The sequence below is a fragment of the Pseudomonas sp. SST3 genome, from assembly GCF_003325755.1.
The window spans coordinates 25,023-50,185 of sequence record NZ_QORI02000018.1; the positions used below are offsets into that span (position 1 = coordinate 25,023).

The 25,163-nt window shown below is 61.4% G+C and carries 23 protein-coding genes and 2 pseudogenes; 13 read left to right on the forward strand and 12 right to left on the reverse strand.

The features are described from left to right. Positions 1-80: 80 nt before the first annotated feature. Complete coding sequence (locus DQ405_RS17340) at positions 81-473, reverse strand: hypothetical protein (RefSeq protein ID WP_168425332.1); 393 nt, start codon at positions 471-473, stop codon at positions 81-83. Between the two features lie 200 nt (positions 474-673). Between DQ405_RS17340 and DQ405_RS17345 the strand changes: the two genes are divergently transcribed. From DQ405_RS17345 to DQ405_RS17360, 4 genes are all read left to right on the forward strand, one after another. Then, positions 674-826 carry a hypothetical protein gene (locus DQ405_RS17345; RefSeq protein WP_168425333.1) on the forward strand — a complete coding sequence of 51 codons (153 nt, stop codon included), beginning with the start codon at positions 674-676 and terminating at the stop codon, positions 824-826. Between the two features lie 73 nt (positions 827-899). After that, a complete protein-coding gene (locus tag DQ405_RS17350) occupies positions 900-1,121 on the forward strand; it encodes a hypothetical protein (RefSeq protein ID WP_168425334.1) in 222 nt (73 codons plus the stop codon). An 82-nt stretch (positions 1,122-1,203) separates the two neighbouring features. Continuing rightward, positions 1,204-1,632: a 3-isopropylmalate dehydratase gene (locus tag DQ405_RS17355; RefSeq protein ID WP_168425335.1), complete on the forward strand. Its 429-nt coding sequence runs from the start codon at positions 1,204-1,206 to the stop codon at positions 1,630-1,632. A gap of 232 nt (positions 1,633-1,864) precedes the next feature. Then, positions 1,865-2,851, forward strand: coding sequence for an alpha/beta fold hydrolase (locus DQ405_RS17360; RefSeq protein ID WP_241730057.1), 987 nt, complete (start codon positions 1,865-1,867; stop codon positions 2,849-2,851). A gap of 57 nt (positions 2,852-2,908) precedes the next feature. On the opposite strand, the gene DQ405_RS17365 is transcribed toward DQ405_RS17360, so the two are convergent. After that, complete coding sequence (locus tag DQ405_RS17365; RefSeq protein ID WP_168425336.1) at positions 2,909-4,765, reverse strand: SLC13 family permease; 1,857 nt, start codon at positions 4,763-4,765, stop codon at positions 2,909-2,911. A gap of 297 nt (positions 4,766-5,062) precedes the next feature. On the opposite strand from DQ405_RS17365, the gene DQ405_RS17370 reads away from it, so the two are divergent. Next, positions 5,063-5,968, forward strand: coding sequence for an alpha/beta hydrolase family protein (locus tag DQ405_RS17370; RefSeq protein ID WP_168425337.1), 906 nt, complete (start codon positions 5,063-5,065; stop codon positions 5,966-5,968). Between the two features lie 132 nt (positions 5,969-6,100). Here DQ405_RS17370 and DQ405_RS28625 read toward each other — a convergent pair. The 4 genes and pseudogenes from DQ405_RS28625 to DQ405_RS17385 all read right to left on the reverse strand — a co-directional run. Further along, positions 6,101-7,108: pseudogene (locus DQ405_RS28625) on the reverse strand (methyl-accepting chemotaxis protein); the annotation flags it as partial. A 99-nt stretch (positions 7,109-7,207) separates the two neighbouring features. After that, a pseudogene (locus DQ405_RS28630) lies at positions 7,208-7,783 on the reverse strand (cache domain-containing protein); the annotation flags it as partial. Between the two features lie 134 nt (positions 7,784-7,917). After that, positions 7,918-9,141, reverse strand: a complete 1,224-nt coding sequence (locus tag DQ405_RS17380) for an MFS transporter (RefSeq protein ID WP_168425339.1) — start codon at positions 9,139-9,141, stop codon at positions 7,918-7,920. 177 nt (positions 9,142-9,318) lie between these two features. Beyond that, entirely contained in the window at positions 9,319-9,843 is a 525-nt protein-coding gene (locus tag DQ405_RS17385) for an ankyrin repeat domain-containing protein (protein ID WP_168425340.1), read from the reverse strand. Positions 9,844-10,188: 345 nt separating this feature from the next. Between DQ405_RS17385 and DQ405_RS17390 the strand changes: the two genes are divergently transcribed. After that, positions 10,189-10,401 carry a DUF3820 family protein gene (locus DQ405_RS17390; protein WP_168425341.1) on the forward strand — a complete coding sequence of 71 codons (213 nt, stop codon included), beginning with the start codon at positions 10,189-10,191 and terminating at the stop codon, positions 10,399-10,401. A 39-nt stretch (positions 10,402-10,440) separates the two neighbouring features. Here the strand turns inward: DQ405_RS17390 and DQ405_RS17395 are convergent, their stop codons facing one another. After that, positions 10,441-10,971 carry a hypothetical protein gene (locus tag DQ405_RS17395; RefSeq protein WP_168425342.1) on the reverse strand — a complete coding sequence of 177 codons (531 nt, stop codon included), beginning with the start codon at positions 10,969-10,971 and terminating at the stop codon, positions 10,441-10,443. Between the two features lie 314 nt (positions 10,972-11,285). Between DQ405_RS17395 and DQ405_RS17400 the strand changes: the two genes are divergently transcribed. The 3 genes from DQ405_RS17400 (at position 11,286) to DQ405_RS17410 (ending at position 15,189) form a co-directional block, all read left to right on the forward strand. Then, complete coding sequence (locus DQ405_RS17400) at positions 11,286-12,407, forward strand: beta-ketoacyl-ACP synthase III (RefSeq protein WP_168425343.1); 1,122 nt, start codon at positions 11,286-11,288, stop codon at positions 12,405-12,407. A 259-nt stretch (positions 12,408-12,666) separates the two neighbouring features. Further along, positions 12,667-13,971, forward strand: a complete 1,305-nt coding sequence (locus DQ405_RS17405) for an OprO/OprP family phosphate-selective porin (protein ID WP_168425344.1) — start codon at positions 12,667-12,669, stop codon at positions 13,969-13,971. 90 nt (positions 13,972-14,061) lie between these two features. After that, positions 14,062-15,189: a GNAT family N-acetyltransferase gene (locus tag DQ405_RS17410; RefSeq protein ID WP_168425345.1), complete on the forward strand. Its 1,128-nt coding sequence runs from the start codon at positions 14,062-14,064 to the stop codon at positions 15,187-15,189. Between the two features lie 7 nt (positions 15,190-15,196). On the opposite strand, the gene metR is transcribed toward DQ405_RS17410, so the two are convergent. After that, on the reverse strand, positions 15,197-16,123 hold the full coding sequence (metR, locus tag DQ405_RS17415; RefSeq protein WP_168425346.1) for a transcriptional regulator MetR: 927 nt from the start codon (positions 16,121-16,123) through the stop codon (positions 15,197-15,199). A 163-nt stretch (positions 16,124-16,286) separates the two neighbouring features. Next, positions 16,287-16,877 carry an exopolysaccharide biosynthesis protein gene (locus DQ405_RS17420; RefSeq protein WP_168425347.1) on the reverse strand — a complete coding sequence of 197 codons (591 nt, stop codon included), beginning with the start codon at positions 16,875-16,877 and terminating at the stop codon, positions 16,287-16,289. Between the two features lie 161 nt (positions 16,878-17,038). Here DQ405_RS17420 and metE point away from each other — a divergent pair, with 161 nt between their 5' ends. Both metE and ybaK read left to right on the forward strand, forming a co-directional pair. Further along, on the forward strand, positions 17,039-19,339 hold the full coding sequence (gene metE / locus DQ405_RS17425; RefSeq protein WP_168425348.1) for a 5-methyltetrahydropteroyltriglutamate--homocysteine S-methyltransferase: 2,301 nt from the start codon (positions 17,039-17,041) through the stop codon (positions 19,337-19,339). A 115-nt stretch (positions 19,340-19,454) separates the two neighbouring features. Beyond that, the gene (gene ybaK, locus DQ405_RS17430; protein WP_168425349.1) at positions 19,455-19,925 is read left to right on the forward strand and encodes a Cys-tRNA(Pro) deacylase; all 471 of its coding nucleotides are present in this window, start codon (positions 19,455-19,457) and stop codon (positions 19,923-19,925) included. A 22-nt stretch (positions 19,926-19,947) separates the two neighbouring features. Here the strand turns inward: ybaK and mltF are convergent, their stop codons facing one another. Then, complete coding sequence (mltF, locus tag DQ405_RS17435) at positions 19,948-21,408, reverse strand: membrane-bound lytic murein transglycosylase MltF (RefSeq protein WP_168425350.1); 1,461 nt, start codon at positions 21,406-21,408, stop codon at positions 19,948-19,950. Positions 21,409-21,715: 307 nt separating this feature from the next. Here mltF and DQ405_RS17440 point away from each other — a divergent pair, with 307 nt between their 5' ends. Together DQ405_RS17440 and DQ405_RS17445 are read left to right on the forward strand one after the other, a co-directional pair. Continuing rightward, a complete protein-coding gene (locus tag DQ405_RS17440; RefSeq protein ID WP_168425351.1) occupies positions 21,716-22,015 on the forward strand; it encodes a GIY-YIG nuclease family protein in 300 nt (99 codons plus the stop codon). A gap of 67 nt (positions 22,016-22,082) precedes the next feature. After that, a complete protein-coding gene (locus DQ405_RS17445) occupies positions 22,083-23,021 on the forward strand; it encodes a glutathione S-transferase family protein (RefSeq protein ID WP_168425352.1) in 939 nt (312 codons plus the stop codon). Positions 23,022-23,078: 57 nt separating this feature from the next. Here the strand turns inward: DQ405_RS17445 and DQ405_RS17450 are convergent, their stop codons facing one another. Both DQ405_RS17450 and yejK read right to left on the reverse strand, forming a co-directional pair. Then, entirely contained in the window at positions 23,079-23,876 is a 798-nt protein-coding gene (locus DQ405_RS17450) for an undecaprenyl-diphosphate phosphatase (protein WP_168425353.1), read from the reverse strand. Positions 23,877-24,081: 205 nt separating this feature from the next. After that, positions 24,082-25,089 (reverse strand): nucleoid-associated protein YejK, encoded by a 1,008-nt coding sequence (yejK, locus tag DQ405_RS17455; RefSeq protein ID WP_168425354.1) that lies wholly within the window; start codon positions 25,087-25,089, stop codon positions 24,082-24,084. Positions 25,090-25,163 lie beyond the last annotated feature (74 nt).

Below are 25,163 nucleotides of genomic sequence, written 5' to 3' on the forward strand. Positions count from 1 at the left end.
CCATACAGAACAGACCCGGTTGAGCGGGAGTGGGTTCGAGTGGCCCCTTTGGTACGTTTATCCGGAGCGGTTTGCGCCGCTTATTCCTCGTCGTCTTCCTCTCGCAGCAGGACGTAGGTGCCGTCATCCAGGCGCTCGCAGACGTAAAACATCGAGATGGTGCCGTCCTGCTCGGTCACGGCCGCGTAATCATCTGCCTCGACGGTGAAGTAGCCTTTGGAGTCGGAGCCGGCTTCGCTGGCGAACACGGCGGTGAAGAAGGCATCTTCCGGCATGCCGTCGAAGTAGTCGGCACGGGCCTTGGCGTCCCAATCCGCCGGTGGTTCGAAGTTGCCTGTAATGATGACGCGGGCATCGCCCATGTCCCGCTCTTCGCCGTCCGGATCGGTTTCATGGGCGCGGTAGATCGTGCAGTTAAGCGCATTCGGATCCGCCAGGATGCTGTCGCGTGAGGGTTGGGTATTGGCAGGCATGAGGGCAGCTCCGGTCACAGGTGGGATTGCCGGCAGTGTGGTGGAGTCCTGGTGCGGCTGCAATCGCAAGATGGAAGAGTGCAGCAGATTATCCTGGCCGACTGCGGCGTTCTGACGGCCGGCAAGAGGGGCAGCGAACGCCGTCAGGCTGGTGCAGCTCCAATCCGGTAGAGCCCATTGCGTCATACAGCGAGGTTGCCATGAACGAAACCCATAAGAGTCGAACCGAGCACGACAAGCCCGCCGAGGAGTCGCCGGATATCACCATGACCGATAGCGGCGAAAAGGAGCCAGGCGAGGACCCCGACTTCGATGACAGCGAGATAGAAAGCGACAGCGACAATCGGGGCTAGACGACCGATCCGCCGCATCAACCCGCTCATTCCCGGTGCGCCTGACGGTGTGCCCGTTACTCCGGAGCAAGCTATGGACACGTTTCACGTCAACCCGACCCCAATGGGCTGGGAGCTGACCGACCAGCAATCGCAAGAAACGGTGTTGCGAACCCTTACCAAGGACGAGATGTTCACCGAGCTCGACGCGTTCATGGAGGGCAAGACGGCTTCTGTCCAGGTTTATGACCGCCATGGTGGCCTGGAAGAAGAAAGACCTTATCCGGGCAGCAGCCATCCGATATCGACCCGCTAGAAACCGGTCGCTGCATCATTTCGCACGCAAAGCGACAAGCTGTTCTACCATCATCGTTTCGCTTATCGGAGAACACCCCCGCATGCGCTTGCTACTCGCACTCGTTCCTCTGCTGGCGCTGGCCGGTTGTTCGTCCTGGCAGGCCGATCCGGCGGACATCAAACCGGTGCCAGAAGAGCGTTTGCGCGGCTACCAGACGCCCGTAACCAACGGCGGGGAGCTGGTGGTGACGCGTGACTTCGGGCTTCGTGGAGGCGGGTGCTACGTGGCTGTGCTGGTCGATCGCAAGATCGCCGCGCGCATTCACGTGGGTGAGCAGGTGCGCTTGCACGTGCCGGCAGGGATGCGCATCGTCAGCATCGAATCCGATCCCGAAGACGACACGCTGTGCGGCAAGGGCAACCTTCTGCGCGAAAAGGCCGCACGGGTAGAAGTCGGCGAGGCGCTGCACTTTCGTATCAGCGCCGACAACCGCATCGGGTTCGACATCCAGCAGGTAGAAGCCAAGTAAGCCACTCCTCGATCAGGTGACAGGCGTGCCTTCGTCGAATGCCTGCACGATGGAATAACGGCGAAACATTCTCGTTCCGGCACCACAGAACCTCGCGCATGTTTCTTGCTCCGATTTAGGCATGCCGTTGTTACGTGGCCTTCAGCGTCCGTGATACACAACGGCCTACGCCAATGCGGCCCAGCGGCCGCCTGCAAGGAGTCGATGCGTGAACAAAGCCATGTCTTCCCTGATGCTTGTCGCCGGGCTTGCCCTAATCCCATCACTGCATGCCGAGCAACGGCCGGTATATGGTCCGCACCTCGAAGGCTTCAGTTATCCCCATCCGATCAAGCGCTTCGGGTTTTCATCCCAGCGGCAACCGCTATCGATGGCTTATATGGATGTGCAGCCAACGGGCAGGGCCAACGGGCGCACGATTGTGCTCATGCATGGCAAGAATTTTTGCGCGGCGACCTGGCAGGAGAGCATCGCCGTACTTTCGCAAAATGGCTATCGGGTGATCGCTCCGGACCAGATCGGCTTCTGCAGCTCCAGCAAGCCTAAGGGCTACCAGTTCAGTTTCGCGCAGCTGGCGCACAACACCCAGGCCCTGCTGCGGTCGCTGGATCTCGATCAGGTCACCGTGGTCGGCCACTCCATGGGCGGCATGCTGGCCTCGCGGTTCGCCCTAAACTACCCGCAGATGGTCGAACAACTGGTGCTGGTCAACCCAATCGGCCTGGAGGACTGGCAGGCCGAAGGCGTGCCTTATGCGTCGATCGACCAGTTGTACCAGAGCGAGTTGAAAACCGACTTCGAGAAGATCAAGGCCTATCAGAAAAAGTTCTACTACAACGGCGAATGGAAGCCCGAATATGACCGTTGGGTAGCCATGCTGGCTGGGATGTACGCCGGAGAAGGCAAGGAAATCGTTGCCTGGAATCAGGCGCAGACATCGGAGATGCTTTTTACCCAACCGGTGATCCACGAGTTCGGAAAAATCAGCATGCCCGCCTTGTTGCTGATCGGTGGGAAGGACCGCACTGCGCCGGGTGCCAATCGTGCGCCGGATGACGTCGCACAGCGTCTGGGTAATTACCCTGAACTCGGTCGGCAGGCCGCGGCGATGATTCCCAATGCGACGCTCGTGCCGTTCCCTGAGCTGGGGCATTCACCGCAGGTCGAGGCGCCAGATGTGTTCCATAAGGCGTTGCTGAAAGGGCTCAGGGGGCGCTGACTGGCACCGCGGGTAGCGCACCGACTCATGCTGTTGCACGGCCGCTCGACGATACCCCTAGAGCGGCCAGACCCAGAGAATGACCGGCACGGCCACCAGCACGACCAGAACCGACAGCGGCAACCCCAGGCGCCAGTAATCACCGAAGCGGTAGCCGCCCGGCGCCATCACCAGCGTGTTCGATTGATGGCCAATGGGCGTGAGAAAGGCGCAGGAAGCGCCGATGGCCACCGCCATCAGCAGCGGATCGGCAGAGGCCTCCATGCCGCGTGACAGGCTGATTGCCACCGGTGCGGCGAGTACCGCAGCGGCGGCATTGTTGACCACGTTCGATAGCAGCATCACGCCGGCCATCAGTATCGCCACGGTCGCCGCGGGCGGTGCCGCCTGACCGATCTCCAGCAGGGCATGGGCGATCAGCCGCGAGCCGCCAGTGGTCTCCAGTGCTTCACCGATGGGCAGCATGGCGGCGATCAGAACGATGATCGACATGTCGATGCTCTTGTAAATATCGCCGCTGGGCACCAGCCCGACGAGAATCATGGCCAGCGCAGCGCCTACCAGCGAAATGACGGGCGGAACCACGCCCAGCGCGATGAGCACCAGCGCTGCGGCGAAGATGCTGCTTGCCAACATCACCTGGCGAGGGGCGGTGATGCGCAAGCCGCGTGATGCCAGCGGCAAGCAGCCGAGATTATTCAGCGTCGATTGCAGCTGATCTTCGCGTGCCTGCAACAACAGAATATCGCCAGCGGCAAAACGGATCTTTCCCAGGCGTTCGCGCAAGCGCTGACCTTGACGCGCCACGGCTAGCACATTCACCCCGTGGCGCTCGCGTAGCGACAGGCCGGTCGCCGTCGTGCCGATCAATGACGATCCCGGCGTGACGATCGCCTCGGCTAGTGCTCGATCGCGGTGGCGATCGCTGCCGGATTCGCTGTCGTCTGTCTCGTTCTGGCCCCCGTTCTTTGCCGCCTGTTTGTCCTGTTCGGCTTTCTCGCGTGCTTCCGCTTTGCTGTCGGCCTCGGCGGCGAGCTGCAGGTGTGTGACATCGAGAAATTTCTTGAGGCTGTCCGAGTCGGCTTCTACCAGCAGCACGTCCCTGTCGTGCAGCACTTCGTAGGTCGACGGCATGGCCTGATAACGACCGGCCCGCACCAGGGCGATGACCATCACGTCCGCCTCGTCACTGCCCGCGACGATCAGGTCACGCAGCGTGCGGCCGGCATATTTGCTGCCGTCGGGGATTGTCAGCTCGGTCATGTAGGCGCTGATCTCGAACAGCTCCTGATCGCCGCCCCGGTCTTCACGACGTGGTATCAGGCGCCAGAGCAAGACGATGAGCAGCAAGCCCGCGGCAGTGATTGCGAGGCCGACGGGGAGGAAATCGAACATGCGAAATGGCGCGTCGCCGACTTCGCGTCGATAGCCTGCAATGATGATGTTGGGCGGCGTACCGATCAGCGTTAGCGTGCCGCCGAGCAGCGAGCCGAACGCCAGCGGCATTAACAGGTACGAGGGTGATCGGCCGCTCTGGCGCGACATCCACACGGCAACTGGCATGAACAGCGCTAGCGCGCCGACGTTATTCATGAAACCCGAGCACAGCGCGACGATACCGGTGAGCGTCAGCACCTGGACCCAAGGTCGATCGCCGACTTTGGTGAGATGGCGCGCCAGTGAATCCACCACGCCGCTGTTGAGCAGGCCGCGGCTGAGCACCAGCACCGCCGCGACGGTGATCACCGCTGGATGACCCAGGCCCATGAACGCCTTCTCGGCTGGCACGATGCCGGCCAGGGTGACGACTAGCAATGCACCGAGCGCGACAATGTCGTAGCGCCAGCGATTCCACACGAACAGGCCCAGCGTCGCAGCCAGAACGGCGAATACGATCAGCTGATCGCTTTGCATGGATAACTCCGGAAGGCAGCGGCCGCGATCGGAGAGAAGCGGCGGGCAGGGCGGTTGGATGGACGCGGTCGTTCGTGTGAAACGGGCGTCGCAGCGAGACCACATTATCCCGAGGACCGGCCGCTGTGCCAGCTTCCTGTTCGCGGCTGTCGTTTCGCCGAGAAGTGTCCAGAACGCTCCAGCCCGGCCGTTCGGCGGTGTGCCGGGCAAGGCGTGGCTCTCAGCTCCGTCATCAAACTGGCCAAAATCGATGCAAGCGGGCAAGGTTGTACGGGACCTCACGGACCGGCGACCTTTATGCCCAAGCATATCCTTCTGCAATGCCGCGATGGCTATCCGCTCGCCGCGCAACTCTGGTTGCCCGCTGGCGAGGCGCGCGGCTCGGTGATCGTCAGCAGTGCGACCGGCGTGCTGGCCCGCTACTACGCGCGTTACGCCGTTTTTTTGCGCGAGCAGGGCTATGCGGTGCTGACCTACGACTACCGTGGTATCGGCGGGTCGCGACCGGCGAGCCTGCGTGGCTTCAGCATGCGTTGGCGCGACTGGGGCGACTATGACTTCGATGCGGCAGTGCGCTGGATGCGTGCTCGCGATCCAGAGGGGCTGCTGGTGGCGGTCGGGCACAGCATCGGCGGCTTCCTGCCTGGCTTCGCGACGGCGGCAACGGAAGTGGATCGCTTTCTCAGTGTCGGTGCGCAATACGCCTATTGGCCGGATTACGCCGCGGCGCAGCGCTGGCAGATGTTCGCCAAGTGGCACCTGTTCATGCCGGCCGTGACGGCGCTATGCGGTTATTTCCCCGGGCGGCGCCTGGGCTGGCTGGAAGACCTGCCGGCCGGTGTCGCGCTGGAATGGGCGTTTCGCCGCGCTCGGTTGGAAAGCAGCTATCCGGCCCACGAACGTGACGAAGTGGTACAACGCTTTGCCGCAGTGCGTGCGCCGATTCTCGCGGTAAGCGTCACGGATGATGAATACGGCACGTTGCCGGCTATCGAGCGAGGGTTGAGTTATTACCGAAACAGCGTCTGCGAACACGTGAGGCTCAGCCCCGCCGAGCTGGGGCTGGCGCGGGTCGGGCATTTCGATCTGTTCCACGAGCGCCACCGGCACGGCTTCTGGCAGGCGACCCTGGCCTGGATAGACGAGGGCCGCAATCCATGGACAACGGCCCCCGTTGAGTCGACCGAATGCCGGGCATGCTGAGTGCGGCATGGTCAGCAGATCGAGACCGGCACTGGCTGGCAGGCCGCCAGTCTTTCTGGCGACCTGCGATGACGGTTTCCCTGACTAGCTTGGTCCGATCGCTGCACTGGCGCGAGGCGATTGGATTGCAGGTCAGATCCGGAACTGCTTGACCAGTGCGCCCAGGCGGTTGCCCAGCTGTTCCAGGTTGCGCGCCGTCTGCGCGCCTTGCTGGGTCTCGTCGGCGACCTGATCGACCGAGACGGCGATCTGATGCACGCTGCGGTTGATCTCCTCGGCAACCGAGGTCTGCTCTTCGGCGGCACTGGCGATCTGCGCGTTCATGGCGTTGATGGTGCCAATCAGCTGAGCGATCGCATCCAGGGAAACGCCCGCGCGATTGGCCTGTTCGCTGCTGCTCTCGCCCGCTTCGCTGGAACGGATCATGGCGTTGACTGCGCTTTGCGTGCCTTGCTCTAGGCGGTCAATCATGCCCTGGATTTCCTGAGTGCTCTGCTGAGTCCGGCTGGCTAGCGCGCGTACCTCATCGGCGACGACAGCAAAGCCTCGGCCAGCCTCGCCGGCGCGTGCCGCCTCGATGGCCGCGTTGAGCGCGAGCAGATTGGTCTGGTCGGCAATCGAGCGGATCACGCCCAGCACATTAATGATCGACTCCACGTCCTTTTGCAGATTGTTGATGGACGCGCCGCTTTCACGGATGTCCTGCACCAGCGCATGAATGCGCTGAACACTGACGTTCACTACCCGCTTGGCGTCCTGACCTTCCTGATCGGTTTGTTGCGCGGCGTTGGCCGCATTCTGTGCGCTCTGTGCCACTTCCTGCGCAGCGGCGGACATTTCATGAATGGCGGTGGCCACCTGGTCGGTTTCCTGGCGCTGCTGCGCCATGGCGATTTCGGAGCGCCGCGCCTGCGCGGCCACCTCACCAACCAGCTCGGTCAGCTGAGAGGTGACCTCGACCATCTGGCCGACCATGCCGTGAATCTTGTCGACAAAACGGTTGAACGAGGATGCCAGTTCGCCGACTTCGTCCTGACTGGTGATCTGCAGCCGATGGGTCAGGTCGCCGTCGCCGGCGGCGATGTCGTCGAGGTTGTCTTTGATGCGCTGGATAGGGCGCACTATTGAGTTGCTCAGCGCCAGCCCGACGAGGCCAAGTGCGACCAGCATGATGGCCGCCAGCACGATGGTACCGGTGATGATTGCCTCGATTCGTTCATCGATCTGCGTCTGGATCTGTTCCAGTTCGGCGTCGATGCTGTCGATATTGATCGAGGTGCCGATGGCCATATCCCACTTCGGCAGGTAGTGGTTATAGGACAGCTTCGGTAGCAGCACGCTGTCGTTGCCCGGCATCGAGGAAAAATACCGGAGGTAATGGCTGCCATCCTTCGCGGCGCGTACCAGTTCGGTGTTGATCAGCATGCCTTGTTGATCGCGACGATCCTTCATGCTGGTGCCGACACCGTCCGGGTTGGTGCCACGGAACAGACGGACGATGTTCGAGTCGTGGCCGTAGAAATATCCGCTGTTATCGAACTTGATACGTGACAGCCGCTTGATGGCTTCGGCGCGGGCGGCCATGTCGCCGTTGGGCGAGTTTTCATAGAGGTCATCGATGGCAGTGAGCGCCACCTCGACGTAGCCCTTCAGCTCTTTTTTGCTCTGTGCCATGAGCCGTTCGCGCCTGTCGGCGATCTCGGTCTCGGCGCGATCCGCGAGGATTTTTGCCGTCCCGCCGCACAGCACCAGCGCGAGCAGTAGCACAGGCAGCAACGCCAGAAGGATCATTTTCTGTTTCAGGGAGAGATGCATTGATAACTGCCGGTGAGGAAAACAAGGTCCAGTAAGGCGACCGGCATCCGAAAAAACTTAAGCCCAGCGTCGAGATATTCGCGCGCGACTCGGCCCCAGCGGTTTCTATCCCATCGCCTCTGCGAACACTGAGGTCAATCGCTGGCGGTTGCCGGTCTGGCGGCACTGGCGGAGCTATCCTGAGCGGTCAAGGCCCACCAGAACACCAGCAGGCCGACCGCTCCGGTGGCGGCGCCAATGTAGCCGGTGGAGGTCCAGCCAAAACCTGCGCTGATGGCCAGCCCGCCAAGCCACGGGCCGAGCGCGTTCGCAACGTTGAATGCCGAATGGTTGGAAGCTGCCGCCAGCGTCTGCGCATTGGCGGCGACGTCCATCAGATGCGTTTGCAGCGCTGGAGACAGCGCGACCATAGTGCCCACGGCGAAGGCGGCCGGCAGGATGGTCCACAGCGAGTGCGTCGCGAAGGGAAATACCAGCAGGACGAAGATGCTCCAGAGCAGCAACCAGGCGATGGCCTTGAAACGCAGCTTGTCGAACAGCCAGCCACCGAAGATGTTCCCGACGATGCCGCCCAGCCCGAAAGCCGCTAGGCCCACCGGAATCCAATTCTCGCCGACCCCGGTGACCTCCAACATGGTCGGCGCCAGATAGCTGAACACGCAGAACATTCCGGCAAAGCCGATCGAGCTGATGGCCAGCGCCAGCCAGACCGGCTTTCGGTTGAAGTCGCGCAGCTCGCGCGTCGGATCGTTGCGCGGCTCACTCCGATCGAGCGGCAGGAACATGGCCACCAGCAGGACGGTCAACAGCGCGATTATGCCCACCAGACCGAACGCCCAGCGCCAGCTGAGCCATTGCCCCAGCCAGGTGGCGGTGGGGTTGCCGATCAGCATGGCGATGGTCAGTCCGGCCAGCACACGGCTGACCGCCTTGGCCCGCTGATCCGGCGCCACCATCGACGCGGCCACCAGCATTGCCACGCCGAAATAGGCGCCGTGGGGTAGCCCGGCGATGAAGCGGAACAGCATCAGCGAGTGGTAATCCGGCGCCATGGCGCTGGCGAAGTTGCCCAGCGCGAAGAAGCTCATCAAAAGCAACAGCAGGTGCCGGCGGAACATCCGTGAGCCCATAATCGCCAGCAGCGGCGCACCGACCACCACGCCAAGCGCGTAGGTACTGATCACATGGCCGACCTGCGGCTCGCTGATGCCCAGCCCCTGCGCGACGTTGGGCATCAGCCCCATGATGGCGAACTCGCCGGTGCCGATGGCGAAACCGCCCATGGCCAGCGCCAGCTCGATCAACAGGATGGCGCGCGGCGAAAAGCGCGGCATCGGCGGGTTGGCGTGAGCCGTCATGGTGTACCTCGGAGGGGTGGGAAAGCGCGGGATTATCCCGTACGGGCGGCCTGAAAGGGGAGTGCTGCCGCTATCGGATCAGTCGACGAAGAGCGAGATGACGTGCTGGTTCAACCGCATGCCACGGGGCATTGGTTTTCGCAACCCATGGCGATGCAACCGTTCAATCTGCGTCGGTCAGCTGGCGATCCGGCTCAACAGCGCATGGGTGTCGGTGGCGCCCATCATCGCCGCGGCGGCGAGTGGTGTGGCGCCGTTGCTGTCGGCAGCGTGCGGGTTGGCGCCGTGGGCAATCAGGTATTCAACGATCTCGGTACGGTTGAACATGGCTGCCATCATCAGCGCGGTCTTGCCGTCGGGCGACGCACCCTCGACGTCGGCACCATGTTCGAGTAGCAATTTGATCATCGCCAGATCACCCTTGAAGGCGGCGCCGGCCAGCGGCGTCTGGCCTTTGTCATTGCGCAGCTGCGGGTCGGCGCCGTATTCCAGCAATACGCGCGACGTATCGAGATGGCCGTGATAGGCCGCGAGCATCAGCAGGCTGTCGCCATTATGGTTGCGGATATTGGCCGGCAGACCGCGGCCGAGCAGGTCGGCGAGGCGAGCGGCATCGCCTTTGCGCGTGCTTTCGAACACCTGTTCGGCAAAAGCCAGGGCGGCGTCGTCTAATTCGGGTTTGGGTTGGTCGGGCTTGGTCATGGGCGGCTCCTTGATTGAGGCATCGTCGGCGGTACCCACCGGCGCGTGCTCATTCTGACAAGCGATAGCGCAAAAGGCGCCATGACGATCGCTATGCCCGGTATAGCCCGTTTGTATCGAATGCCCTTCGTCCTGCGATTCCGAGCATATTCAGAACAGCCACGAGATCGGTCTTTCAGTCTTGGGTCAGGCCGCGATGCGATGCAGGCTAAAGCGCAATGGCGCTTAGACCTTGCCGCTAGCGCGCTGCTTGCGACGAAGAGCTACGTCGAAGCGGTCCGTCCGGCAGGGCTGCCGCCATCGAAGGGCTGTGGCAGTATTTGCGCTTTTAATCGACCTGCAGCCATGAAACCAGAAGATCTCGAACGCTTGGTGACCCAGACGATGCCCTACGGCAAGTACAAGGGGCGTCTGATTGCCGATCTGCCGGGCAACTACCTGAACTGGTTCGCTCGGGTCGGTTTTCCGCCCGGTGAGATTGGTCAGCTCCTGGCGCTTATGCAGGAAATCGACCACAACGGACTGTCGTCCCTGCTCGACCCGCTGCGGCGGCGCTAGACCTCGCGTGGTCGTGCGCGAGCAGGTGCGGCCCCTCGTTTATTCGCTCTGTTCAGCCTGCAGCGCAGCCAGCGCCGGCGCGGCGTAGATACCGATCTCGACCGCCAGAACCATCACCCGATCCAGATCGCAGGTATAGACCAGTACGGCCTGTAGCTCGTCGTCCAGGGGTTCGCTGAAATCCACCAGCACATAGCCGCCTTTCTCCGGGTACAGGCTGCTGAGCTGCGTCTGGATGCGGTTGAGCGCCTTGAGCGGTTCGGTCTTGGCCAACTGTTTGGGTTTGAGCACGAAGGGCACATCCGGCCCGAACGAGCCGAGGATGTACTCGAACAGGGTCTGGTAATCATCGGCCTGGAACAGCACGGTATCCGGCAGGCTGCCGACGACCATCCATTCGCCCAGCGGAATGGGGAAGTCATCGTCGTAGATGATGTCCGGGTTGGCCTGCAGGAACGCTTGGGGATCAGCGTAGGCTTGCGCTGCTTCGTCGGCGAGCCGATTGGTTTCGTCTTCGCTCATGCAGCCCGAGCTGATCAGGGTGATCAGTTCGGCGAGTTGATCTTTCATCTGGCGGTCCTGCTTGTTGGGTACGCAAGAATAACCGAAAGCTGTGCGCCTCCGGTTGGATCGCTCCATGCGGATCGATATGCGTGGGCGACATCCAGTCGGTCATGAAGTCCCGGCCGGCATCCGTGCTGGCGTTGTGTCAGAGCTGTGATCGTTTGTCTGCATTTTCAAAGCGCAGCTGCTGTTTCTGTTAGGTTTTCGTGCACAATAGCCGCCATATAAACGGAGGCGGGATGACGATGGCGATCGGCGTTGGCCGGCATCGCTCTGTTCCGACGCCAGACAACGATCAGCCAATTTCAAGAGGAACGACTGTGCATAACGTCGTCATCAGCGGTACCGGCCTTTATACCCCTGCCAACAGCATTTCCAACGACGAACTGGTTGAATCCTTCAACATCTACTCCCGTCGCTTCAACGCCGAGCATGCCTCGGCCATCGAAGCTGGCGAGGTGCAGCCGATGCCGGAGTCCAGCTCGGCCTTCATTGAGAAAGCATCGGGTATCAAGAGCCGCTTCGTTACCGACAAGGCCGGTATCCTTGATCCGGACCGCATGGTCCCTCGCATCCCCGAGCGTAGCAATGACGAGTGGTCGATTCTTTGTGAGATGTCGGTCAAGGCCGCTCAGCAGGCACTCGAGCGGGCCGGCAAGTCGGCTGCGGATATCGACGGCGTGATCGTTGCCTGCTCTAACCTGCAACGTGCCTACCCAGCCGTCGCCATCGAAGTTCAGGCGGCGTTGGGCATCAAGGGCTTCGGATTCGATATGAATGTGGCTTGCTCCTCCGCCACCTTCGGCATTCAGAATGCCGCCAACTCGGTGCAGCTGGGCCAGGCGCGGGCGGTGCTGATGGTCAATCCGGAAATCTGCACCGGCCACATGAACTTCCGCGACCGTGACAGCCACTTCATTTTTGGCGATGCCTGCACCGCGGTGATCGTCGAGCGCGCCGATCTGGCGACTTCCGCCTATCAATGGGATGTGGTTAGCACCAAGCTGGTGACCGAATTTTCCAACAACATCCGCAACAACTTCGGCTTCCTCAATCGCACGGCCGAGGAATACATGACCAACCCGGACAAGCTGTTCGTCCAAGAAGGCCGCAAGGTATTCAAGGAAGTCTGTCCCATGGTGGCTGAGCTGATCGGCGAACACCTGAAGGAAAATGACATCGAGGTCGGCTCGGTCAAGCGCTTCTGGTTGCACCAGGCCAACCTGAACATGAACCACTTGATCGTGCGCAAGCTGCTCGGCCGCGACGCCAGTCCGGAAGAGGCGCCGGTGATTCTGGATACCTACGCCAACACCAGCTCGGCCGGTTCGGTAATCGCATTCCACAAGCATCAGGACGACCTGCCCAGCGGCAGTCTCGGCGTGCTCAGCTCGTTTGGCGCGGGTTACTCGATCGGCAGCGTGATTTTGCGTAAGCGTTGATCCCAGCCAGAGGGCATGAAGGGTGGGCTCGGGCCCGCCCTTTTTTTGCGCTCGAATTTTGTTCCAAAGGCGGCAAACGTCAGCGGCGATGTAGTTTTGGCAGCCCGTTCTGGCGATAAACGGACGGTGTTTTAGTTCCTCTTGTAATAAAAGCTTTATCAAACAGCCACTTGGCTGACACAACGGCTGGCCAAGATTCCCGCAGCACAAAGAGCCAACCTCCTGTGTTCACCAACGCTGACCTTTAAGGGGAATTTTGATGATCCGTAAGCACTTCGCCGGTTTCGCCGCCAGCGCCCTCGCTTTGGCCGTTTCCGCCCAGGCTTTCGCCGGCACCGTCACCACCGATGGCGCCGATATCATGATCAAGACCAAGGGTGGTCTGGAAGTAGGGACGACGGACAAGGAGTTCTCCTTCAAGATCAACGGTCGTCTGCAAGCCGATGCCGACAGCTTCGATGGTTTCTACACCCAGAACGGTGAGCGGGCTGACGAGTCCTACTTCCGCCGCGCGCGTCTCGAAATATCCGGTGTCGCCTTCACAGACTGGGGCTACACCTTTAACCGTAACTTCAGCGACAGCGCCAGTAACTGGCACGAACTAGCGATCCACTACAATGGCTGGAAGCCAATGCAGCTGTCGATCGGCCGTATCAACCCGACTTTCGGCCTGGAAGAGGCGGTCAGTTCCAAGTGGATTACGGCAATCGAACGTTCTTCGATGTACGACCTGGCTCCCTGGCTGAACAGCCATGAAAACGGTGAAGGCATTCGCCTGCGTACCACTATGGGCATGTTCCACGGCGAAGTCGGCGGCTATCGTCAGAGCGGCAACGAAGACGAAGATGGGCAGAACAACACATCCTTTATCGCGCGTGGCGTGATCGCTCCGATCGTTCAGGACGACCAGGTGCTGCACTTCGGTCTGAACTTCGCGACGCGCGAAGTCGAAGCCGGCTTTGAAGAAGAAATCGAGTCGCGCCTGTCGGTACGCGGCACCACCGAAGACGGTCCGAATGGCAACCGTGCTCTGTTCGGCGGCGCGGCTCTGGACGGCACCGATCAGGCTTGGGGGCTCGAAGCGGCCTACATGATTGGCCCGTTCTCGGTACAGGGTGAGTATCTCAACCGCACAGCGGATGGTGATGCTGCTCTGAACGGCAACGACAACGATCTGGAAGCTACCGGCTACAACGTTCAGCTTGCTTATACGCTGACTGGCGAATCGCGCAGCTACAAGCTGAACGGCGGCAAGTTCGATAAGATCAAGCCGGAAAACAAGCAGATCGGTGCCTGGGAAGTGTTCTATCGTTACGACAACATCACTGTCGACGAAACCGCGATGCTTCCAGTCGGCGAAGGTGCAGCCGTGCCGGTTGCTGGCCTGACGGTCGACAACGCCGAAGCTGCGGCGAAGACCCACACCATCGGCGTCAACTGGTACGCCAACGAGGCGGTAAAGATCTCTGCCAATTACCTGAAGACCAGCGTGGATGACGTGGTCAACGCCAATGGCGATGACGATGGTGACGCCATCAGCCTGCGCGCTCAGTACGTGTTCTAACGCAACACCGCTTCATCCGTAATGCTCCCTTTCAAGCCCCATGTTTCATGGGGCTTTTTTTCGTCCCGGTTACCCGCCAGACTGGCGTCCATGCCTATTCAGACTCTTTCCCGACTTGCCGACATCGACCCCGCTCGTTGGGACGCGCTACTCGGTGACAATCCGCAGCCATTTGTACGGCATGCCTTCCTGTCTTCCCTGGAGGACAGCGGCAGCGTCGGTGGGCGCTCGGGTTGGCATGCGCAGCATCAATTGCTCAGCGATGCGCAGGGTGAGGCGATCGCCGCGCTACCGCTGTACCGCAAGACCAATTCCAACGGCGAGTACGTATTCGACTGGGGCTGGGCCGATGCCTGCCATCGGGCCGGAATCGAGTATTACCCCAAGCTGCTTTGCGCGGTGCCGTTTTCGCCGGTGACCGGTGCGCGCTTGCTGGGTGATCGCGCGGCGGCTGGCCAGCTGCTCGATCAGCTCACTGCCGGGCTTGTTGAGACGGGGCAGTCCAGCCTGCACGTCAATTTCACCGAGCCGGATGCCGACGCGATTTTTCAGGGTCGCGACGGCTGGCTGGAGCGAATTGGCTGCCAGTTCCACTGGCAAAACCGTGGCTACCGGGACTTTCAAGACTTCCTTGACGGCCTCACCTCGCGCAAGCGCAAGCAGCTACGCAAGGAGCGCGAGTATGTGGCGGGACAGGGGATCGAGTTCGATTGGCGCGAGGGCCACCAGCTTGGCGAGGCCGAGTGGGATTTCGTCTACGCCTGTTATGCCAACACCTACCACGTGCGCGGCCAGGCACCGTACCTGACGCGCGGCTTTTTCACTCTGCTGGCCGAGCGGATGCCCGAGGCGATCCGGGTGGTGCTGGCCCGCCAGGGCGGCCGGCCGGTGGCCATGGCCTTTAGCCTGATCGGCGCGTGCGGGCTCTATGGCCGCTACTGGGGCTGTCTCGCCGATTTCGATCGGCTGCACTTCGAGACCTGCTTCTATCAGGGCATCGATCAGGCGATTGCTGCTGGATTGCCTCGTTTCGACGCCGGCGCCCAGGGCGAGCACAAGCTGATCCGCGGGTTCGAGCCGGTGATTACGCGCTCATGGCATTATCTGGTGCATCCGGGACTGCACGCTGCGGTCAGCGAATTTCTCGAGCAGGAACGCCTGGGCGTACTGCGCTATGCCGAGGCGGCGCGTGACGCGCTGCCCTATCGGCAAGGCTGAGCAGGTGCTATTTCGCCTTCGGCGCTGCGCTGACGCCTTCGAGCGTGGCAAAGGAGGTGTCCTTGGCGGTCAGCAGAAAATCACGCATGAAGGGTGAATCCAGCATGTCGGCACGAATGCCAGCAAACAGGGTGGCGAACAGGCCTTTCTCACCCAAGCGCTTGGCGGTGACATAGCCGCGCGTGCTGTATTCGTGCAGCGCCCAGTTCGGTACGCAGCAAACGCCGCGGCCTGACGCCACCAGCTGCATCATCATCACTGTGAGCTCCGAGGTGCGGACCTGGGCCGGCTCCACATCCGCCGGCTCGAGGAAGCGGGTGAAGATGTCCAGCCGATCGTGGTCCACCGGATAGGTGATCAAGGTTTCGCTGGCGAGGTCTTCGGCGCGCACGTAAGGCCTGGTTGCCAGTGGATGTTGGTTGGCGACCGCCAGCAACGCTTCGTAGGTAAACAGTGGAACGTAGGTAATGCCGGGCAGCTCGATCGGGTCGGACGTCACTACCAGATCCAGATCGCCCCGTGCCAGCGCCGGTAGGGGCGCGAAAGAGAACCCCGATGCCAGATCGAGCTCGACCTCCGGCCAGGCATCGCGGAATTGATCAATGGTCGGCATCAACCACTGAAAGCAACTGTGGCACTCGATCGCCATGTGCAGGCGGCCGGCGGTCCCCCCGGCCAATCTGGCCAGGTCACGCTCGGCGCTGCGCAGCTGTGGCAGCAGGCTGTCTGCCAGTTGCAGCAGACGCAAACCGGCGCTGGTGAAGCGAACCGGCCGAGTCTTACGCACGAAAAGCTGAAGGCCTAAGCGCTCTTCCAGTTCCTTGAACTGGTGCGACAGCGCCGACTGGGTCAGATGCAGGCGTTCGGCCGCCTCGACGAGGCTGTCCGTCTCGCGCAGTGCATGAAGGGTTTTCAGGTGACGAATTTCCAGCATGCGACGGCTTCCTGCTGTTTCGGGGCCTGGATACGAGTTTGGGCTCGATCAGGGATAAGCCGGCGACTTGAACACCGCTCATCGTGATGGCGAAGTTTGTCCCAGCGCGATGGCGATTGTCGAGTGGGAGACGGCGAGCCGTTTCAGCTGGCAACTGCGTGATTTACATCCAGATGCGGCTCACGAGATAGGCCAGCACGACAAGAAACAGGAGGGCGACGAGGACCAGTGCGCCGTCGCGCGCCATCATGCCCAGCCCGAGGAAACTCAGCGCCGCACCCGCGATGGAATTGCCGAACGGAATCAGCTCGAGTGGAGGCATGGTGGCGGCGATCAGCAGGCAGACCACTGCATTGAAATATACCGCGATGCCTTCGGTAAGGAACGTCAGGCGATGGCGCAGCATTCGATCGACCAGACGCGCGGGGCGCTTGAGAAAAGCGATGGCGCGATCATATTTACCACGCGAAGCGCAGCGTCCAAGCAACCACCGAGGTAGCCAGAAATGCTTGCGCCCCATCAGCAACTGGAGTGCGATTAGCCCCACCATCACGGCGAAGAAGCTCGGTAGCCCGGGGATACCCGACAATGGGGAGAATACCAGCAATCCCGGCACCAGTAACAAGGCACCGAAGCTGCGGTGACCGGTCGCTTCGAGCATGCTCTCGATGGTGATCGGTTCGCCGGGTTCGCCGGCCTGGGCAAGGTGTTCAAGGAGGGTTCGGAGGTTCTGCGGTTGTTCTTCGGCAATCATTTTTCGGTCGTCTCACTGCGTGTAGGTTGTTAGAGAGCAAACCGGACGAAATGTCCAACATGAAGAATTCTACGGTTTGAATCAAATTAGATGAGTTTGTTTCATCGATTCCATGCGCCGACAATCCCTTCATCGAAGAACGAGATGAATTGGAGATTGTTATGGCTATTGCTCATTCCCTGGGTTTTCCACGCATTGGCGCCGATCGTGAATTGAAGAAGGCACTGGAGGCGTACTGGAAGGGCGAGCTGAGCGAGGGTGAGCTGCGTCAGGTCGGCCGGCAATTACGCGCTGCCCATTGGCAGCTGCAGGCCGATGCAGGTATCAAACTGCTGCCGGTCGGCGACTTTGCCTGGTACGACCAGGTGCTGACCCACTCGTTGATGTTCGGCGTGATTCCGGAGCGGTTTCGCCCTGTCGATGGTATTCCGACGCTGGATACCCTGTTCGCCATGGCGCGTGGCGTCACCAAGAGCTGCTGCGGCGGAGCCCAGGCGCAGGAAATGACCAAGTGGTTTGATACCAACTATCACTATCTGGTGCCCGAATTTACTGCGGACCAGCAGTTCAGCCTGTCCTGGATGCAGCTGTTCGAAGAAGTCGAGGAAGCCCGGACGCTGGGCCATGCAATCAAGCCGGTGCTGATAGGCCCACTGACCTACCTCTGGCAGGGCAAGGCCAAGGGCGATGCATTCGACAAGCTGGAATTGCTCGAACGGCTGCTGCCGATCTACGGCGAAGTGCTTGAGCGGTTGGCTGCGCAAGGCGTCGAATGGGTACAGATCGACGAACCGATTCTGGTGCTGGATTTGCCGCAGGATTGGAAGAATGCCTTCGAGCGAGCCTATAACCTGTTGCAGCGTGCGCCTTTGAAGAAGCTGGTCGCGACCTATTTCGGTGGTCTGGAAGACAATCTGGGACTTGCCTCTGCGCTGCCGGTAGATGGTCTTCACATCGATCTGGTCCGCGCCCCGGAGCAATACCCGGTGATTCTCGACCGCCTACCGGCTTACAAGATCCTGTCGCTCGGCCTGGTCAACGGACGTAACGTCTGGCGTTGCGATCTGGACAAGGCGCTGGCGGTGCTTCGGCATGCTGACGAGCGGCTCGGCGAGCGGCTTTGGGTCGCACCTTCCTGTTCCTTGCTGCATACGCCGGTGGATCTAGCACGGGAAGACCAGTTGGATGCCGAGCTGAAAAGCTGGCTCGCCTTCGCGGTGCAAAAATGCTCTGAAGTCTCGATTCTCTCGCGTGCGTTGAATAGTTCCGAAGATGCCCAGGTGCAGGCAGCGTTGCAGGATAGTCGCGCCGTGCAGGCCAGCCGTGCGCAATCGCCGCGTATCCATAAGCCCGAGGTGCAAGCGCGTCAGGCTGCGATCAAGCCGCGCCATAGTCAGCGCCAGTCACGCTTTGCCGAGCGGATCGAGAAACAGCGCGCACGGCTGGATCTACCACCGTTTCCGACCACAACCATCGGTTCGTTTCCGCAGACGCCAGCTATCCGCCTGGCGCGTCAGGCGTTCAAGCAGGGCAGGCTGGCGCCGGCCGACTACACCGAGACGATGCAGGCGGAGATTCGGCACGCCGTCGCGGTACAGGAGCAGCTAGGTCTGGACGTATTGGTGCACGGCGAGGCCGAGCGCAACGACATGGTGGAGTATTTCGCTGAGCAGCTGGATGGTTACGCCTTCACACGCTTTGGCTGGGTGCAGAGTTACGGCTCGCGCTGCGTGAAGCCGGCGGTCATTTACGGTGATCTGAGCCGCCCGGCACCCATGACGGTGGAGTGGATTCACTACGCACAGCAGCAGACCGGGAAGATCATGAAGGGGATGCTGACCGGCCCGGTGACGATGCTGATGTGGTCGTTCACCCGCGAGGACGTCAGCCGAGAGCAGCAGGCACGACAGCTGGCGCTGGCAATCCGCGACGAGGTCTGCGATCTCGAAGCGGCAGGTATAAAAATCGTGCAGATCGACGAAGCGGCGTTCCGTGAAGGCCTGCCGTTGCGTCGTGCACAGTGGCAGGGCTATCTCGATTGGGCGGTCGAGGCGTTCCGCCTGTGCGCCAGTGGAGTACGCGATGAGACGCAGATTCATACACACATGTGTTACAGCGAGTTCAACGATGTGATCGAGTCGATCGCGGCGATGGACGCCGATGTCATCACCATCGAGACCTCGCGCTCGCAGATGGAGCTGCTTGAGGCCTTCCGCGCCTTCGACTATCCCAACGACATCGGCCCGGGCGTCTATGACATCCATTCTCCGCGGGTGCCGGATACGGGCGAGATGGTTCAGCTGCTGGAGAAGGCCTGCGAGCGCATCCCCGCGGATCGACTTTGGGTCAATCCGGACTGCGGCTTGAAGACTCGCGGCTGGCCGGAAACCGAGGCAGCGCTAGTCAACATGGTCGCCGCGGCTCGGCAGCTACGTTTGGCGCAGCGGGCAAAGGTGGCCTGAGCCAGGATCGGTCGTGGCCCCGCTCGATCCCGCTGCGACCTGTTCGGCCTGCACACTGTGCGGGCCGTTGTGTTTTTGGCTAATGTAGCGGCTCTCATTCAATGACCTTACCGTAATGACGCCCGCTATCGATCTGCTGAAAAAAGCCAAGGCTGACCATCGCATCCACAGCTACGAGCACGACCCGAAATCCGCTTCCTATGGGCTCGAGGCGGCCGAAAAGCTCGGCCTGGAACCCGCGCGGGTGTTCAAAACGCTGCTAGCCTGCAGCGAGAAGAACGAACTGCTGGTCGCCGTCGTGCCCGTCGCCGGTAGCCTCGATCTCAAGGCGTTGGCGCAGGCGGCGGGGGTGAAAAAGGTCGACATGGCCGATCCCATGGCGGCGCAGCGGGCGACGGGCTATTTGGTGGGTGGTATCAGTCCGCTGGGTCAGAAGAAACGGCTTCGTACCTTTATAGACAGTTCGGCTCAGGCGCAACCGAGCATCTATGTCAGTGCCGGGCGGCGAGGATTGGAGGTGGAATTGTTGGCCGAGATGTTGGCCGAGCACACCGGCGGCAGCTTCGCGCCGATCGGCCGGCCTTGATCAGGCTGGGCGGCTGAGTGGGTCAGAGCGGCGGCAGGATCTCGCCGAGGTCGGTATCGTTGATGCCGGGGATGTGAATCTCGTTGTGAACCAGCTGCTGGCCTTCCATTTGCGGCTGGGTTACCCAGGTCAGGATGTCGTAGTAGCGGCGGATGTTGGCGACGAAGTGCACCGGTTCGCCTCCGCGCGCATACCCGTAGCGCGTCTTGGTGTACCACTGTTTCTGCGACAGGCGTGGCAGCATCTGCTTCACGTCCAGCCACTTGTTCGGATCCAGCCCTTCGCTCTCGGCGAGCTTGCGTGCGTCTTCCAAATGGCCTCCGCCGACGTTGTAGGCGGCCAGGGCGAACCATGTGCGGTCCGGTTCCTTGATGCTGTCTGGCAGGTTGGCATGAACCCGGGCGATGTACTTGCCGCCACCCTGAATGCTCTGGACAGGGTCGAGGCGGTTGGTCACGCCCATGGCCTTGGCGGTATTCAGTGTCAGCATCATCAGGCCGCGCACGCCGGTTTTCGATGTCGCTTCCGGCTGCCAGTGGGATTCCTGATAGCCGATCGCGGCGAGTAGACGCCAGTCGACGCCATGTTCCTTGGCCGTTTCGCGAAAGACTTTTTCATAGCGAGGCAAGCGCTGCTGCAGGTGTTTTGCGAAGGCGTAGGCGCCGACGTAGCCGAGCACGTCGACATGACCGTAATAGCGCTCGCGCAAGCGCTGCAGAGTACCGTTCTCCTGAGCCAGATCGAGAAACTGGTTCGCGGCCTCTAGCACCGTGTCGTCTTCACCCTTGCCAATGATCCACGACAGGCTGTTCTGCTCGCCCAGGTCAAAGGCCACCCGTGCATTGGTGAAGTACACCTGATTGAGCGCCAGTTCATTCGACTCGACCAGCGTCAGGTCCACCTGACCTTCGTCGACCATGCGCAGCAGGTCGACCACTTCCACCGCGTCGGATTCCTCATAGCGCAGATCCGGCAGTTCGGCCTGCAGCGCCTTGAGTTTTTCCGCCTGGCTGCTGCCCTTGAGTACGAGAATGCGCTTGCCGACCATATCTTCGGGCTCGGTCGGTCGGCGTTGTCCACGGCGGTAAACCACCTGTGTGGTGACGTCCAGGTAGGGTTTGGTGAAGCGCGCCAGATCTTTACGTCCTTCGCTGGCCACCAGGCCGGCCGCCGCCAACGTAGGGCCGCCGGGGCGATTAAGGCGGGTGAAAATCTCTTCGATGCTATCGGCGGTTTCGATTTGCAGCTTGACGCCGAGATGACTGGCAAAGCGCTTGACCAACTCGTACTCGAAGCCGGCCTCGCCGTTGCGGTCCTGGAAATAGGTGGACGGGCTGTTGCGGGTGATCACGCGCAGTACGCCTTCCTCCTTAATACGCTCGAGTGCGCTGGGCGGTTCAGCGCAGCTGCTGAGCATCAGGAAGAGTCCGGTCGCCAGCAACCAGGAGGTGCAGCGCTTGCGGAACGCGGTTTGGGCAAACATCGGCGCAGTATACGCAAAGGCGAACCGCCACCATATCTCGACAGGATCGACGGACTTTGCTAAGCGCGGCAGAGGGCGCTGGTGATACCGGGCTGCTTGGGGCCTATTGAGTTCGCCTGTCAGGGTGCACATGTTTCGAGGCATTGCCGTACCGGTCGTTGGCGCTGCCAGGGTTGGTCGCCTGGGTGCGTACTCGGCAGCCTGGCGAGCTTGCCGTGGGCGCTGCGGACCGGGAAAATCTGCCGATCATGGCCGGGCTATCCGGTATATCCGGGTGGTTACCCATCCGCGTCGAGGATTCCGTCGCATGAGCGTCGTTGCTGCAAAACCCTGGTTCGTCTACCTGGTACGGGCCGCCAACGGCTCGCTGTACTGCGGGATCAGCGATGATGCGCAGCGACGTTTCGCCGCGCACCAGGCCGGGCGAGGGGCGCGTTTCTTTCATTCGAGCCCGGCAGTGGCTTTGGTCTATGTCGAAGCCTGCGAGAGCAAGGGTGATGCGCTACGCCGGGAGCGTGCAATCAAGCGGCTGAAGAAGCCGGCCAAGGAAGGGCTGGTCGCCATGCAGGGTGGCTGCGACCTGATGAATACTGCGCCAATCAGCTGAACGGCTGGGCTGCTTCGTCGCGCGCGAGTAAGCTGCCGGTCTACTTACAAGACTGGCGGAGCCTGCAATGCACGAGATCATTCTGCACCACTATCCCACCTCTCCGTTCGCCGAAAAGGCGCGCCTGATGCTGGGCTTCAAACAGCTCTCCTGGCGCTCGGTGGCCATTCCACCGATCATGCCCAAACCGGATCTCACTGCATTAACGGGGGGTTATCGCCGCACGCCGGTGCTGCAGATCGGGGCCGATGTGTATTGCGATACCGCACTGATGGCCCGCCGCCTCGAAGCCGAGAAAAGCACCCCGGCGCTATTTCCTGAAGGCCAGGAATTCGTAGCGGCGACCTTGGCACAGTGGGCTGATTCGGTGTTGTTTCTACATGCCGTGAGCCTGGCATTCCAGCCCGAGTCGATGGCGGTGCGTTTCGCTCAGGTACCCAAGGAATTCGTGCAGGTGTTCAGCAAGGATCGCGCCGCGTTATTCAGCAGCGGCTCGGTAGCGCGCATTCCACTGGAGCAGGCCAAGAGTCAGTGGCCGGTACTGATGGCGCGCCTGCAGCAACAGCTGGCACGGGAGGATGGTGAGTTCCTGTTGGGCAATGCGCCCTGTGTGGCTGATTTCGCGGTGGCTCATTGCCTGTGGTTCCTCAAGGGCACGCCGGTGACTTCGCCGCTTGTCGACAATTACCCTGAGGTCGCTGTCTGGCTGAGCAAGATCCTGGGTGTCGGGCATGGCTCGTATAGCGAACTGTCTTCCGAAGATGCGCTGACAATCTCCAGGGATGCCTCGCCCGCCGCGTTGCCGGATGAGGCATTCGTCGAACCCAACGGTTTCAAGCTCGGCCAGCAGGTCAGCATCAGCGCCGTGGATTACGGGACCGAACCGGTGGCCGGTGAGTTGCAATTTGCCGGTGTCGAGGAGCTGATCCTGCGCCGTGAAGACGAGCGCGCCGGGGTGGTGCACGTGCATTTCCCGCGTATCGGCTATCGAATCGACGCGCTCTGATGCGTATGGCCCGCGGTACGGCGATCGCCGCGCCGCGGGTCGCTCCGGCCCCTGCAGTTACAGCGCAATGAACAGCAGGGTAACGCCCAGCAGCAATCGGTAGATCACGAACGGCAGCATGCCCATTGCATCCAGTGCCTTCAGGAACAGCTTGATGCAAAGAAAGGCGGCGACGAAGGACAGCGCTGCACCGATGAAAATGTCGTTCCACTGCGCATCTTCTCCTGATTGGGCCAGTTCGACGGCCTTCAGTCCACCCGCCGCGAGAATCAGCGGTATCGACAGCAGAAACGAGAAGCGAGCAGCGGTCTGCCGGGTGAACCCGAGCAGCAGCGCCGCGGTCATGGTGATGCCTGAGCGTGACGTGCCGGGAATCAATGCCAGCGCCTGGGCGCAGCCGATGATCAGTGCGCTCTTCCAGGTCAGTTGATCCATCTCGGAGACGCGTCTGCCCTTGACGTCCGCGTGCCACAGCAGCAAGCCGAAAATGATCGTGGTGGCAGCGATGAACAGCATGGAGCGGGTGTACTGCTCGATGTAGTCCTCCAGCAGCAGTCCGATGATCGCCGCCGGCAGCGTACCGATGATGATCGCCCAACCCAGCCGGCTTTCGGCACTGGCCTGCTGGCGGAACACATGCGACAGCCAGCCGCGGCTGGTGGCGATCACTTCATGGCGGAAGCAGATCAGCACGGCGAACAAGGTGCCCACGTGCACGGCGACGTCGAACGCCTGGCCCTGGTCCGGCCAGCCGAGAACCTGCGACGGGAGGATCAAGTGAGCGGAGGAGGAGATCGGGAGAAATTCGGTGATGCCCTGAACCAGGGACAGAACAATCAGGTGAAGCCAATCCATTGTGAATCCTTACCAGAACGGGTCGTGCACGTTTGCTGCTCCAATAGAGCAGCCCATGTGACTGACAAACCGGCGTTTCATTCAGCAGCGGTTGGAATTCGTTCCGCTCAGTGAACCGGCGCCGGCATGACCCGAGCCGCTGTAGCAGCGGCTGTCTGCAACCAAGATGAGAAAGTAGCGTCAGCTGTCTCCGCTGGTTGGCGGCTCAGCCCTTGCGGCGCTTGAGTTGATCGGTCAGCTGGGTCGGGAGTTGCCGGATGATCAACATATCGCGGGCTTCGTCGTATTCGACCTTCGAGCCCAGCAAATGGGACTCGAAGCTGATCGACAACCCCTCGGCGCGCCCGGTGAAGCGCTGGAATTGGCTGAGAGTGCGCTTGTCCGCCGGAATCTCCGGCGAGAGTCCGTAGTCCTTGTTGCGGATGTGCTCGTAGAAGGCTCGCGGGCGTTCCTCATCGATCACGCCGGACAGCTCCTCAAGCGACATCGGCTCGCCGATCTTCGCCTGGCTGCTGGCGTAACCCACCAGGGCGCTGGTTTTCTCGCGCGCCTTCTCGTCCGGGAGGTCTTCGCTCTCGACGTAATCACTGAAGGCCTTGAGCAGCGTTCGTGTCTCGCCGGGGCCGTCGACGCCTTCCTGGCAACCGATGAAGTCGCGAAAGTACTCCGAAACCTTCTTGCCGTTCTTGCCCTTGATGAAGGAGATGTACTGCTTGGACTGCTTGTTGTTCTGCCACTCGGAGATGTTGATCCGCGTGGCCAAGTGCAGTTGGCTGAGGTCGAGGTGCCTGGCTTCGGTGACGTCCAGCGAGTCCGTGACGGTGACGCCGTTGCTGTGGTGCAGCAGGGCGATGGCGAGGTAATCGGTCATGCCCTGCTGGTAGTGGGCGAACAGTACGTGGCCGCCGGTGGACAGGTTGGATTCTTCCATCAGCTTCTGCAGATGCTCGACTGCCTGACGGCTGAACGCGGCGAAGTCTTGATTGCTTTCCATGTACTGCGCGAGCCAGCCGCTGAACGGATAGGCGCCGGATTCCTCGTGGAAGAAGCCCCAGGCCTTGCCCTGCTTGGCGTTGTAACTCTCGTTAAGATCGGCCAGCAGATTTTCGATGGCCTGGGACTCGCCCAGCTCCGAGTCGCGGGCGTGAAGCACGGCAGGGGTGCCGTCCGGCTTTTTCTCGATCAGGTGGACAATGCAGTGGCGAATCGGCATGGGTTACTCGCGTCGGGTGAGACAGGCAGGCGGCAGTTTACCCGAGCATCCACGTCCTCCGCAGAGCAAAAAAG